At 62.3% G+C, this 13,639-nt stretch carries 7 protein-coding genes; 6 read left to right on the forward strand and 1 reads right to left on the reverse strand.

The features are described 5' to 3' along the window. The first annotated feature begins 13 nt into the window (after positions 1–13). The 3 genes from rpoB (at position 14) to AC5STI_RS15660 (ending at position 9,465) form a co-directional block, all read left to right on the forward strand. A complete protein-coding gene (gene rpoB / locus AC5STI_RS15650) occupies positions 14–4,150 on the forward strand; it encodes a DNA-directed RNA polymerase subunit beta (protein ID WP_475049273.1) in 4,137 nt (1,378 codons plus the stop codon). A gap of 53 nt (positions 4,151–4,203) precedes the next feature. Beyond that, positions 4,204–8,448 carry a DNA-directed RNA polymerase subunit beta' gene (rpoC, locus tag AC5STI_RS15655; protein ID WP_495447312.1) on the forward strand — a complete coding sequence of 1,415 codons (4,245 nt, stop codon included), beginning with the start codon at positions 4,204–4,206 and terminating at the stop codon, positions 8,446–8,448. Between the two features lie 141 nt (positions 8,449–8,589). Then, entirely contained in the window at positions 8,590–9,465 is an 876-nt protein-coding gene (locus AC5STI_RS15660; RefSeq protein ID WP_495447313.1) for a DMT family transporter, read from the forward strand. A gap of 5 nt (positions 9,466–9,470) precedes the next feature. Here the strand turns inward: AC5STI_RS15660 and AC5STI_RS15665 are convergent, their stop codons facing one another. Beyond that, complete coding sequence (locus tag AC5STI_RS15665; RefSeq protein WP_495447314.1) at positions 9,471–10,277, reverse strand: putative rhamnosyl transferase; 807 nt, start codon at positions 10,275–10,277, stop codon at positions 9,471–9,473. Positions 10,278–10,642: 365 nt separating this feature from the next. On the opposite strand from AC5STI_RS15665, the gene rpsL reads away from it, so the two are divergent. From rpsL to fusA, 3 genes are read left to right on the forward strand one after another with little or no spacing between them, the layout of a single operon-like run. Further along, complete coding sequence (gene rpsL, locus AC5STI_RS15670; protein WP_005621086.1) at positions 10,643–11,014, forward strand: 30S ribosomal protein S12; 372 nt, start codon at positions 10,643–10,645, stop codon at positions 11,012–11,014. Between the two features lie 15 nt (positions 11,015–11,029). Beyond that, positions 11,030–11,500, forward strand: coding sequence for a 30S ribosomal protein S7 (gene rpsG, locus AC5STI_RS15675; RefSeq protein ID WP_421056997.1), 471 nt, complete (start codon positions 11,030–11,032; stop codon positions 11,498–11,500). Positions 11,501–11,518: 18 nt separating this feature from the next. Further along, a complete protein-coding gene (gene fusA, locus AC5STI_RS15680; protein ID WP_495447315.1) occupies positions 11,519–13,636 on the forward strand; it encodes an elongation factor G in 2,118 nt (705 codons plus the stop codon). Positions 13,637–13,639: the final 3 nt, after the last annotated feature.

Raw genomic sequence — 13,639 nt, forward strand, 5'->3', positions numbered from 1 at the left:
GGTGACATCTGACATGGCTCAATCGTTCCTTGGCCAGAAACGTCTACGTAAATACTACGGCAAAATCCGCGAAGTGCTGGAAATGCCGAACCTCATCGAGGTGCAGAAATCTTCCTATGATCTGTTCCTGCGCTCCGGCGATGCGAGCGAGCCGCTTGACGGCGAAGGCATCAAAGGTGTGTTCCAGTCGGTCTTCCCGATCAAGGACTTCAACGAAACCTCCGTTCTGGAGTTCGTGAAGTATTCCTTCGAGAAGCCGAAGTACGACGTCGAAGAGTGCATGCAGCGCGACATGACCTATTCGGCGCCGCTGAAGGTCACCCTGCGCCTGATCGTCTTTGATGTCGATGAGGACACCGGTGCGAAGTCCGTCAAGGACATCAAGGAGCAGGACGTTTTCATGGGCGACATGCCCCTGATGACCCCGAACGGCACCTTCATCGTGAACGGCACCGAGCGTGTGATCGTGTCCCAGATGCACCGCTCGCCGGGCGTGTTCTTCGACCACGACAAGGGCAAGACCCACTCTTCGGGCAAGCTGCTGTTCGCCTGCCGCATCATCCCGTACCGCGGCTCCTGGCTGGACTTCGAGTTCGACGCCAAGGACATTGTCTTTGCCCGTATCGACCGCCGCCGCAAGCTGCCGGTGACCACCCTGCTGTATGCCCTGGGCCTGGACCAGGAAGGCATCATGGATGCCTACTACAACACCGTCAACTTCAAGCTTGAGAAGTCCCGCGGCTGGGTCACCCCCTTCTTCCCCGAGCGCGTGCGCGGCACCCGCCCGACTTATGACCTGGTGGACGCCGGCACCGGCGAGATCATCTGCGAGGCGGGCAAGAAAGTCACCCCGCGCGCCGTCAAGAAGATGATCGAGGAAGGCACCATCACCGAGCTGCTGGTTCCCTTCGAGCACATTGTCGGCAAGTTCGTCGCCAAGGACATCATCAACGAAGACAACGGCGCGATCTATGTCGAAGCCGGTGATGAGCTGACCCTGGAATACGACAAGGACGGCGAACTGATCGGCGGCTCCCTGAAAGAGCTGCTGGATGCCGGTATCACCGACATCCCGGTGCTGGACATCGACAACGTCAACGTCGGCCCCTACATGCGCAACACCATGGCGCAGGACAAGAACCGGACCCGCGAAAGCGCGCTCATGGACATCTACCGTGTGATGCGCCCGGGCGAGCCGCCCACCGTCGAGGCCGCGTCCGCGCTGTTCGACACCCTGTTCTTCGATTCCGAGCGCTACGACCTCTCGGCTGTTGGCCGCGTGAAGATGAACATGCGCCTGGCGCTGGACGCTGAAGACACTCAGCGCACTCTGCGCAAGGAAGACATCGTCGCCTGTATCAAGGCGCTGGTCGACCTGCGTGACGGCCGCGGCGATGTCGACGACATCGACCACCTGGGCAACCGCCGCGTGCGCTCCGTTGGCGAGCTGATGGAAAACCAGTACCGCGTCGGCCTGCTGCGCATGGAACGTGCGATCAAGGAACGGATGTCCTCCGTCGAGATCGACACGGTGATGCCGCAGGACCTGATCAACGCGAAACCGGCCGCGGCTGCCGTGCGCGAATTCTTCGGCTCCTCGCAGCTGTCGCAGTTCATGGACCAGACCAACCCGCTGTCGGAAGTCACCCACAAACGCCGCCTGTCGGCGCTTGGCCCGGGCGGTCTGACCCGCGAGCGTGCGGGCTTTGAGGTCCGCGACGTGCACCCGACCCACTATGGCCGGATGTGCCCGATTGAGACCCCGGAAGGCCCGAACATCGGTCTGATCAACTCGCTGGCGACCTTTGCGCGCGTCAACAAGTACGGCTTCATCGAGACGCCCTACCGCGTGGTGAAAGAAGGACAGGTGACCGATGAGGTTCACTACATGTCCGCCACCGAGGAAATGCGCCACACCGTGGCGCAGGCGAACGCGACCCTGGACGAGAACGGCAAGTTCATCAACGACTTGGTGTCCACCCGCCAGTCGGGTGACTACACCCTGGCGCCGAATGAAAGCGTCGACCTGATCGACGTGTCGCCGAAACAGCTGGTCTCGGTTGCGGCCTCGCTGATCCCGTTCCTGGAAAACGACGACGCCAACCGCGCTCTGATGGGCTCGAACATGCAGCGTCAGGCGGTTCCGCTGCTACGCGCAGAGGCGCCGCTGGTCGGCACCGGCATCGAGGAAAAGGTTGCGATCGACTCCGGCGCGGCCATCCAGGCCAAGCGTGCGGGCATCATCGACCAGGTCGATGCGCAGCGTATCGTGATCCGGGCCACCGAAGACCTGGAACTGGGCGACGCGGGTGTGGACATCTACCGCATGCGCAAGTTCCAGCGCTCGAACCAGAACACCTGTATCAACCAGCGTCCGCTGGTGAAAGTGGGCGACACCGTGACCAAGGGCGAAGTCATCGCCGACGGTCCGTCGACCGACATGGGCGAACTGGCTCTGGGCAAGAACGTGGTCGTCGCGTTTATGCCGTGGAACGGCTACAACTATGAAGACTCCATCCTGATCTCCGAGCGCATCGCGCGTGACGACGTCTTCACCTCGGTCCACATCGAGGAATTCGAAGTCGCCGCCCGTGACACCAAGCTTGGGCCGGAAGAAATCACCCGCGACATCCCCAACGTCGGCGAGGAAGCCCTGCGCAACCTCGACGAGGCGGGCATCGTCTACATCGGCGCCGATGTGGAGCCGGGCGACATTCTGGTCGGCAAGATCACTCCGAAGGGCGAAAGCCCGATGACCCCGGAAGAAAAGCTGCTGCGCGCCATCTTTGGTGAAAAGGCATCTGACGTGCGCGACACCTCGCTGCGCGTGAAGCCGGGCGACTACGGTACTGTCGTCGAAGTGCGCGTCTTCAACCGCCATGGTGTGGAAAAAGACGAGCGTGCGCTGCAGATCGAGCGTGAGGAAGTCGAGCGTCTGGCCCGTGACCGGGACGACGAGCTGGCGATCCTGGACCGCAACATCTACGCCCGCCTGCGCGGCATGCTGCTGGGCAAAGTGGCCGTCAAAGGCCCCAAAGGCGTGCGTGCCGGCACCGAAATCACCGAGGACCTGCTGGACTCGCTGTCCCGCGGTCAGTGGTGGATGCTGGCGCTGGAAGACGAGCAGGACGCACAGGTGGTCGAGGCCCTGAACGAGCAGTACGAGGCGCAGAAGCGCGCCCTGGATGCCCGTTTCGAGGACAAGGTCGAGAAGGTCCGCCGCGGCGACGACCTGCCGCCGGGCGTGATGAAGATGGTCAAGGTCTTCATTGCGGTGAAGCGCAAGCTGCAGCCGGGCGACAAGATGGCCGGCCGTCACGGCAACAAGGGTGTGATCTCGAAAGTGGTGCCGATGGAGGACATGCCGTTCCTCGCCGACGGTACCCCGGTCGACTTCTGCCTCAACCCGCTGGGCGTGCCGTCGCGTATGAACGTCGGTCAGATCCTCGAAACCCACATGGGCTGGGCCGCACGCGGCCTCGGCATCAAGGTGGACGAGGCTCTGCAGGAATACCGCCGTTCCGGCGACCTGACCCCGGTGCGTGAAGCGATGCACGGCGCCTATGGCGATGATGTCTACGACGAAGGCATCGCCGGTATGTCCGAGGAGCAGCTGATCGAAGCCGCAGGCAATGTGACCCGCGGTGTGCCGATCGCAACCCCGGTCTTTGATGGCGCCAAGGAAGATGACGTCAACAACGCCCTGGTGCGTGCGGGCTTTGACCAGTCCGGCCAGTCGATCCTGTTCGACGGCCGCACCGGCGAGCAGTTCGCGCGTCCAGTCACCGTTGGCATCAAGTACCTGCTGAAGCTGCACCACCTGGTGGACGACAAGATCCACGCGCGTTCCACCGGCCCGTACTCGCTGGTCACCCAGCAGCCGCTGGGCGGTAAGGCGCAGTTCGGCGGTCAGCGCTTTGGTGAGATGGAAGTCTGGGCTCTGGAAGCCTATGGCGCCGCCTACACCCTGCAGGAGATGCTCACCGTCAAGTCGGATGACGTCGCCGGCCGGACCAAGGTCTACGAGTCGATCGTCAAGGGTGAGGACAACTTTGAAGCGGGCGTGCCGGAATCGTTCAACGTTCTGGTTAAAGAAGTCCGCGGCCTCGGCCTGAATATGGAACTCCTGGATGCGGAGGTTGAGGAGTAAGGGCCCCGCGCCCTTCTCCCGCTCCCCCCTTCCGCAAGATTTGAGGTATCAAAATGAACCAGGAAATCACCAACAACCCGTTCAACCCGCTGACCCCGCCGAAGGTCTTTGATGAAATCAAAGTCTCGCTGGCCAGCCCGGAACGGATCCTGTCTTGGTCCTATGGCGAAATCAAAAAGCCCGAGACCATCAACTACCGGACCTTCAAGCCGGAGCGCGACGGCCTGTTCTGCGCCCGGATCTTTGGCCCGATCAAAGACTACGAATGCCTGTGCGGCAAATATAAGCGGATGAAGTACCGCGGCGTCGTCTGTGAGAAATGCGGCGTCGAGGTCACCCTGCAGAAAGTGCGCCGCGAGCGCATGGGCCACATCGAACTGGCCGCGCCGGTTGCGCACATCTGGTTCCTGAAGTCGCTGCCGTCCCGCATCGGCCTGATGCTGGACATGACCCTGCGCGACCTGGAACGTGTTCTGTACTTTGAAAACTATGTTGTCATCGAGCCGGGCCTGACCGACCTGACCTATGGTCAGATGATGACCGAAGAAGAGTACATGGACGCCCAGGATGCCTATGGCATGGACGCCTTCACCGCCAACATCGGCGCTGAAGCGATCCGTGACATGCTGGCCCAGATCGACCTGGAATCGGAAGCCGAAACGCTGCGCGCCGAGCTGGCCGAAGCGACCGGCGAACTGAAGCCCAAGAAGATCATCAAGCGTCTGAAAGTCGTGGAATCCTTCCTGGAATCGGGCAACCGTCCGGAATGGATGATCATGACCGTGATCCCGGTCATCCCGCCGGAACTGCGCCCGCTGGTTCCGCTGGACGGCGGCCGCTTTGCGACCTCCGACCTGAACGACCTGTACCGCCGCGTGATCAACCGGAACAACCGCCTGAAGCGCCTGATCGAGCTGCGTGCGCCGGACATCATCGTCCGCAACGAAAAGCGGATGCTGCAGGAATCCGTGGACGCGCTGTTCGACAACGGCCGCCGCGGCCGCGTCATCACCGGCGCCAACAAGCGCCCGCTGAAGTCGCTGTCCGACATGCTGAAAGGCAAGCAGGGCCGCTTCCGTCAGAACCTTCTGGGTAAGCGCGTCGACTTCTCCGGCCGTTCGGTGATTGTGACCGGTCCGGAACTCAAGCTGCACCAGTGCGGCCTGCCCAAGAAGATGGCGCTGGAGCTGTTCAAGCCCTTCATCTACTCGCGTCTGGAGGCCAAGGGCCTGTCCAGCACCGTGAAGCAGGCGAAGAAGCTGGTCGAAAAAGAGCGTCCCGAAGTTTGGGATATCCTGGACGAGGTGATCCGCGAGCACCCGGTGATGCTGAACCGCGCACCGACGCTGCACCGTCTCGGCATCCAGGCGTTTGAACCCACGCTGATCGAAGGCAAGGCAATCCAGCTGCACCCGCTGGTCTGCTCGGCGTTCAACGCGGACTTCGACGGCGACCAGATGGCTGTGCACGTCCCGCTGAGCCTTGAGGCCCAGCTGGAAGCACGCGTCCTGATGATGTCCACGAACAACGTTCTGTCGCCCGCCAACGGCGCACCGATCATCGTTCCCTCGCAGGATATGATTCTGGGTCTCTACTACCTGACCCTGGAGCGCGAAGGCATGCCGGGTGAAGGCAAGGTGTTTGGCACCATCGACGAAGTTCAGCACGCGCTGGACGCCGGCGAGGTGCATCTGCACTCCAAGATCACCGCGCGGATCACCCAGATCGACGAAGAAGGCAACGAGGTTCTCCAGCGTTTCGAGACCACCCCGGGCCGTGTCCGTCTGGGCGCACTGCTGCCCAAGAACGCCAAGGCGCCGTTTGAGCTGGTCAACCGCCTGCTGCGGAAAAAAGAGGTGCAGCAGGTCATCGACACCGTCTACCGCTATTGCGGCCAGAAGGAGTCGGTCATCTTCTGCGACCAGATCATGACCATGGGCTTCCGCGAAGCGTTCAAGGCCGGCATCTCCTTCGGTAAGGACGACATGGTGATCCCGGACACCAAGTGGACCATCGTCGATGACACCCGCGAGCAGGTGAAAGACTTCGAACAGCAGTATATGGACGGCCTGATCACTCAGGGCGAAAAGTACAACAAGGTTGTCGATGCCTGGTCGAAGTGTAACGACAAGGTCACCGAAGCGATGATGGGCACCATCTCCGCTGACCGCCGGGACGAGAACGGCGCCGTGATGGAGCCGAACTCGGTCTACATGATGGCCCACTCCGGTGCGCGTGGCTCGGTCACCCAGATGAAGCAGCTGGGCGGGATGCGCGGCCTGATGGCCAAGCCGAACGGCGACATCATCGAGACCCCGATCATCTCGAACTTTAAAGAAGGCCTGACCGTTCTCGAGTACTTCAACTCGACCCACGGTGCCCGTAAGGGTCTGTCCGACACCGCGCTTAAGACGGCGAACTCGGGTTACCTGACCCGCCGTCTGGTCGACGTGGCGCAGGACTGCATCGTGCGTGAGCATGACTGCGGCACCGAGCGCGCGATCACTGCGGAAGCGGCGATCAACGACGGTGAAGTGGTGGCCTCGCTGGGCGAACGCATCCTGGGCCGTGTGGCTGCGGATGACATCAAGCGTCCCGGCACCGATGAGATCATCATCGCGGCTGGCCAGCTGATCGACGAACGCATGGCAGATGCAGTGGAAGAGGCCGGCGTTCAGTCGACCCGTATCCGCTCGCCGCTGACCTGTGAGTCGGAAGAGGGCGTCTGCGCCATGTGCTACGGCCGTGACCTGGCCCGCGGTACTCAGGTGAACACCGGCGAAGCTGTCGGCATCATCGCGGCACAGTCGATCGGTGAACCCGGCACCCAGCTGACCATGCGGACCTTCCACATCGGCGGCGTTGCCCAGGGCGGCCAGCAGTCGTTCCTGGAAGCGTCCCAGGAAGGCAAGATCGTGTTCGAGATGCCGCAGACCCTGGAGAACGCCAACGGCGAAACCCTGGTTGTCGGCCGCAACATGAAGCTGATCATCCAGGACGAGCACGGCGAAGAGCGCGCCAGCCACAAGCTGGGCTACGGCTCCAAGCTGTTCGTCAAGGAAGGCCAGCAGGTCAACCGCGGCGACAAGCTGTTCGAATGGGACCCCTACACCCTGCCGATCATCGCCGAGAAGCCGGGTACCGCCAAGTATGTCGACCTCGTCTCGGGCCTGGCCGTCCGCGACGAGACCGACGAAGCCACCGGCATGACCCAGAAGATCGTGATCGACTGGCGTGCGGCTCCGAAGGGCTCCGACCTGAAGCCGGAAATCATCCTGGTGGATGGCAACGGCGAGCCGGTGCGCAACGACAACGGCAACCCGCTGACCTACCCGATGTCCGTGGACGCCATTCTGTCGGTCGAAGACGGCCAGCAGATCATGGCAGGTGACGTTGTCGCGCGTATCCCGCGTGAAGGTGCCAAGACCAAGGACATTACCGGTGGTCTGCCGCGCGTTGCGGAACTGTTCGAAGCCCGCCGTCCGAAGGATCACGCGATCATCGCCGAAATCGATGGTTACGTGCGCTTCGGCCGCGACTACAAGAACAAGCGCCGTATCGCGATCGAGCCGTCGGACGAGTCGATGGAAGCCGTCGAATACATGGTGCCCAAGGGCAAGCACATTCCGGTTCAGGAAGGTGATTTTGTCCAGAAGGGCGACTACATCATGGACGGCAACCCGGCGCCGCATGACATCCTGTCCATCATGGGTGTCGAGGCACTGGCGAACTACATGATCGACGAGGTCCAGGACGTCTACCGCCTGCAGGGTGTGAAGATCAACGACAAGCACATCGAGGTGATCGTCCGCCAGATGCTGCAAAAGTGGGAGATCTCCGACTCCGGCGACACGACGCTGCTGAAAGGCGAGCACGTGGACAAGCAGGAATTCGACGCCGCCAACGAAAAGGCCCTTGCCCGCGGCAAGCGTCCTGCTCAAGGCGAACCGATCCTGCTGGGTATCACTAAGGCATCGCTGCAGACCCGCTCCTTCATCTCGGCGGCCTCCTTCCAGGAGACCACCCGGGTCCTCACCGAGGCTTCGGTTCAGGGCAAGAAGGACAAGCTGGTCGGCCTCAAGGAGAACGTCATCGTGGGCCGCCTGATCCCGGCTGGCACCGGCGGCGCGACCCAGCGGGTGCGCCAGATTGCCCAGGGCCGCGACAACGTGGTGCTGGAAGCCCGCCGCGAGGAAGCCGAAGCCGCTGCAGCCCTGGCCGCACCGGTGATGGACGAGGACGTGATGGGCGGCGACGACGCGGATATCCTGGTCGAAACCCCGGAAAGCCGCGACTAAGCTGCGGCAGCAAGCAAACAGAAAAGCCCCCGCATCTCCGGTGCGGGGGCTTTTTCATTTCTGCGGCTGCGGCTATCTGTTGCCGGACAAGGAGGGCGCAGGGATGAATGTCAGGCTGCAATTGACCATAGCGGGGCAGCGATGACCCCGAACCAGACCGGGGCGCTGCTGATGACGGCGGCGATGGCGGCCTATACCTTCAACGACGCGCTGGTAAAGCTGATCGGCGGGGCGCTGCCGCTGCCGCAGATCCTGACTGTCCGCGGCATTGCCGCCAGTTTCCTGATCTACCTCCTGGCCCTGCGGCTGGGCGGCCTCCGCCTGCGGCTGCCGGGCCGGGCTTGGGGTATGATCGCATTGCGCTGTGCCGCGGAGGTGGCGGCCACCTATCTGTTCCTGACCGCGCTGTTGCTGATGCCGATCGCCAACGTCACCGCGGTGCTTCAGGTGCTGCCGCTGAGCGTGACCCTGAGCGCGGCGCTCTTCCTGCGGGAGCCGGTCGGCTGGCGCCGGATGGCGGCGATTGCCGCAGGCTTTGCGGGAATGCTGCTGATCGTGCGGCCGGGGCCGGATGGCTTCAGCGACGGTGCGCTTTATGCGCTGGCGGCAGTGGCCTGCATCACCGCCCGCGACCTGGTCACCCGCCGGATGCCGCCCGAGGTGCCGTCGATGACCGTGACCCTGATGTCTTCCCTCGCCGTGATGGCGTTCGGGATAGCCACCTCCGCCGCAGTGGACTGGCAGCCGATGGACAGCAGCGGCTATCTGATCCTGACCGGCGCGGCGCTGTTCATTTTCGCGGGCTACCTGTGTTCGGTCATGACCATGCGGGTGGGAGAGATCGCCGTGATCGCGCCCTTGCGCTACAGCGGTCTTCTGTGGGCGCTGATCCTGGGCTGGCTGGTGTTCGGCGAGTGGCCGGACCTGCTGACGATTGCCGGGGCGGCAATCGTCGCCGGAGCAGGGATGTTCACCTTCTACCGGGAACGCAGGCAGGCCCGAAAGCTGCGGGTCTGAGTTTCTCAGCCCCTGCCGAATACTTCCTTCACATGGGCGGACCGGATCGCAAACCGGGCTTCGAACTCGCCTTCCCTTTCCGGTGTCAGCGGCGTCAGGTCAGGCTGCCATCCGCCCTCGGCCCTGGAATCGTTGAACTGGTTATGAGTGCGCACGAACATCGGGTAGTCAGTCAGCGTTACCGTCGGCATGAATCGGTTGATCTTGTGGTGGCCGAAATTCATGATCGTCTGCTCGCAGCCGCGGCGCACATGCATGCCCATGGCGGCCACGAAATAGGGGTGAACCCCTTCCGCCGCCGCGATCCCCTCCGGTCCCGCCTGCGCGATGAAGCCCCGGTTGAAATCAATGGCCACGGTCCTGTTCTTCCGCATCAGCGGCCGGCAGTCCTCGGTGACCGCGCGCAGCCGCTCAACAAAATCGACCGACACGGCGTCGTCATCATCATGGCGGAACTGCAGGCAGGGCTGGTCGTGATCCCGGCGGGCCTGGTTGATGATCTCCTTCATAACCTCCCGGTGGCGGCGCGGCGGTTCTGCACGAATCTGCACCTGAGGCATTCCGGCGGTCAGGTCGCGCAGCCGGTCCAGATGCACCCGGGGCAGGCTGTCGCCGGTCACAAGGATCAGGTCGAAATCCTGATCGGTCTGCTCTTTCAGGCAGGGCAGGGAGATGGTTTCGAACAGCCGGAACCGCTCCTCCATCCTCGCTTCGGCATAAAGGTAGGCGATGCGCTCTTTGATCGTCTCATGCTCGACCTGGAACCCGCCAAGCGCCGGATAGGAAAACCGGCACAATCCGATGACTTGCATTCTGAAATCCGTTTCGTGACAAAGGCGGTTGCGCCGACTATGCCGGGCGCGCCAATGTCTGGCAAGCGCCGGCTCGGGGCCGGGCAGGGGCCCCGCGCCCGCCCGCTGTTGACAACCAGCGCGACTCCCCATATACGCGCGGCTATCCGGCACCCGGAGTGTATTCTTCGTAAGCCGAATTCAAAATTGCAGTGGCTCAAGGCCTGGGCACTTTTACCACCCGGGCCCTCTGTAAACTCACCGCGTCGTCTCACCTCGGAATGGGAGCGATTGCGGTTTTTGCGCTTGTGGACGCATGAGTGCAGCGAAATCACCCGCACGCGCCGGCGTGCATGACAGTGTTGCAAAACGGGGAATAAACCGGAATGCCAACGATCCAGCAGCTGATCCGCAAGCCGCGGCAGCCGAAAGTTAAACGCTCGAAGTCCATGCACCTGGAACAGTGCCCGCAAAAGCGCGGCGTCTGCACCCGCGTGTACACCACCACCCCGAAGAAGCCGAACTCCGCTATGCGGAAAGTTGCGAAGGTCCGCCTGACCAACGGTTTCGAAGTGATCTCCTACATCCCCGGTGAAAGCCACAACCTTCAGGAGCACTCTGTGGTTCTGATCCGTGGCGGCCGTGTAAAAGACCTTCCGGGTGTCCGTTACCACATCCTGCGCGGTGTTCTGGATACCCAGGGCGTTAAAGACCGTAAGCAGCGCCGCTCGAAGTACGGCGCGAAGCGTCCTAAGTAAGAAGGAGAGAGCGAGATGTCCCGTCGTCACGCCGCAGAGAAGCGCGAAGTCCTGCCCGACGCCAAGTTCGGCGACCGCGTTCTGACCAAATTCATGAACAACCTGATGATCGACGGCAAGAAGTCGGTCGCAGAGCGTATCGTGTACAACGCGCTGGACCGCGTTGAGACCAAGATCAAGCGCGCCCCGGTGGAAGTCTTCCACGAAGCGCTGGACAACGTGAAGCCGTCCGTTGAGGTCCGCTCCCGCCGTGTTGGCGGTGCAACCTACCAGGTTCCGGTCGAAGTCCGTCCCGAGCGCCGCGAAGCTCTGGCAATCCGCTGGCTGATCACCGCCGCACGCAACCGCAACGAAAACACCATGGAAGAGCGCCTCGCCGGCGAGCTGCTGGACGCTGTTCAGTCCCGTGGCACCGCGGTCAAGAAGCGCGAAGACACCCACAAGATGGCCGAGGCGAACAAAGCCTTCAGCCACTATCGCTGGTAAGCTAGAGGACCTAGACCTATGGCACGCGAATATCCCCTCGAACTGTACCGTAACTTCGGTATCATGGCGCACATCGACGCAGGTAAAACCACCTGCTCCGAGCGCATCCTGTATTACACCGGCAAATCCCACAACATCGGTGAGGTGCACGACGGTGCAGCCACCATGGACTGGATGGAGCAGGAGCAGGAACGCGGCATCACCATCACCTCGGCTGCGACCACCACCTTCTGGGAACGCACCGAAGACGGCAAGACCGCTGACTCTCCGAAGCACCGCCTGAACATCATCGACACCCCCGGCCACGTTGACTTCACCATTGAAGTTGAGCGTTCGCTGGCGGTTCTCGACGGTGCTGTCTGTGTTCTGGACGCCAACGCTGGTGTTGAGCCGCAGACCGAAACCGTGTGGCGTCAGGCTGACCGCTACAAGGTTCCGCGCATGGTGTTCGTCAACAAGATGGACAAGATCGGCGCCGACTTCTTCAACTGCGTCAACATGATCGAAGACCGTACCGGCGCCCGCGCGGTTCCGGTTGGTGTGCCGATCGGCGCCGAGAACGAGCTGGAAGGCCTGGTTGACCTGGTCAACATGGAAGAATGGCTGTGGCAGGGCGAAGACCTGGGCGCATCCTGGGTCAAAGCTCCGATCCGCGACAGCCTGAAAGACATGGCTGACGAATGGCGCGGCAAGATGATCGAAGCGGCCGTCGAAATGGACGACGACGCGATGGAAGCCTACCTGGAAGGCGAAGAGCCCGACGTTCCGACCCTGCGCAAACTGCTGCGCAAGGGCACCCTGGAGCTGGCCTTCGTTCCGGTTCTGGGCGGTTCCGCGTTCAAGAACAAAGGCGTTCAGCCGCTGCTCAACGCTGTGATCGACTACCTGCCCAGCCCGCTGGACGTTGTTGATTACATGGGCTTCAAACCCGGCGACGAGACTGAAACCCGTGACATCGCCCGCCGCGCGGACGACGACATGGCGTTCTCCGGCCTGGCGTTCAAGATCATGAACGACCCGTTCGTCGGCTCCCTGACCTTCACCCGGATCTACTCCGGCGTGCTGAACAAGGGCGACACCCTGCTGAACTCGACCAAGGGCAAGAAAGAGCGCGTTGGCCGGATGATGATGATGCACTCGAACAACCGTGAGGAAATCACGGAAGCGTTCGCAGGCGACATCATCGCGCTGGCAGGCCTGAAGGACACCACCACCGGTGACACCCTCTGCGCCGTCAACGACCCGGTTGTCCTGGAAACCATGACCTTCCCCGATCCGGTGATCGAGATCGCGGTCGAGCCGAAAACCAAGGCCGACCAGGAGAAGATGTCCCAGGGTCTGGCCCGTCTGGCCGCCGAAGACCCGTCCTTCCGCGTCGAAACCGACCTCGAGTCCGGTCAGACCATCATGAAGGGTATGGGCGAACTTCACCTGGACATCCTGGTGGACCGCCTCAAGCGCGAGTTCAAGGTTGAGGCGAACATCGGTGCGCCGCAGGTGGCCTACCGCGAGACCATCTCCAAAGAGGTCGAGCATTCCTACACCCACAAGAAACAGTCGGGTGGTTCGGGCCAGTTCGCCGAGGTGAAACTGATCATCTCGCCGACCGAAGCCGGCGAAGGCTACTCCTTCGAATCCCGTATCGTTGGCGGTGCGGTTCCGAAGGAATACATCCCGGGCGTCGAAAAAGGCATCCAGTCCGTCATGGACAGCGGCCCGCTGGCCGGCTTCCCCGTGATCGACTTCAAGGTTGCCCTGATCGACGGTAAGTTCCACGACGTGGACTCCTCGGTTCTGGCCTTTGAAATCGCTGCCCGCATGGGCATGCGTGAAGGCATGCGCAAAGCTGGTGCGAAACTGCTCGAGCCGGTGATGAAGGTTGAGGTGATCACCCCGGAAGAATACACCGGCGGCATCATCGGCGACCTGACATCCCGCCGCGGCCAGGTGTCCGGCCAGGAGAACCGCGGCAACGCAATCGCCATCGACGCGTTTGTGCCGCTGGCGAACATGTTCGGCTACATCAACACCCTGCGTTCGATGAGCTCGGGCCGCGCCCAGTTCACCATGCAGTTCGACCACTACGAGCCGGTGCCGCAGAACATCTCGGAAGAGATCCAGGCGAAATACGCGTAAGCG

The sequence above is a fragment of the Leisingera sp. CC-HEC096 genome (assembly GCF_059429235.1).

Coding starts and splice junctions, on each gene's coding strand:
- fusA (WP_495447315.1), top strand. CDS start 11,519: ATGGCACGCGAATATCCCCTCGAACTGTACCGTAACTTCGGTATCATG.
- AC5STI_RS15665 (WP_495447314.1), bottom strand. CDS start 10,277: ATGCAAGTCATCGGATTGTGCCGGTTTTCCTATCCGGCGCTTGGCGGG.
- rpsL (WP_005621086.1), top strand. CDS start 10,643: ATGCCAACGATCCAGCAGCTGATCCGCAAGCCGCGGCAGCCGAAAGTT.
- rpsG (WP_421056997.1), top strand. CDS start 11,030: ATGTCCCGTCGTCACGCCGCAGAGAAGCGCGAAGTCCTGCCCGACGCC.
- rpoC (WP_495447312.1), top strand. CDS start 4,204: ATGAACCAGGAAATCACCAACAACCCGTTCAACCCGCTGACCCCGCCG.
- AC5STI_RS15660 (WP_495447313.1), top strand. CDS start 8,590: ATGACCCCGAACCAGACCGGGGCGCTGCTGATGACGGCGGCGATGGCG.
- rpoB (WP_475049273.1), top strand. CDS start 14: ATGGCTCAATCGTTCCTTGGCCAGAAACGTCTACGTAAATACTACGGC.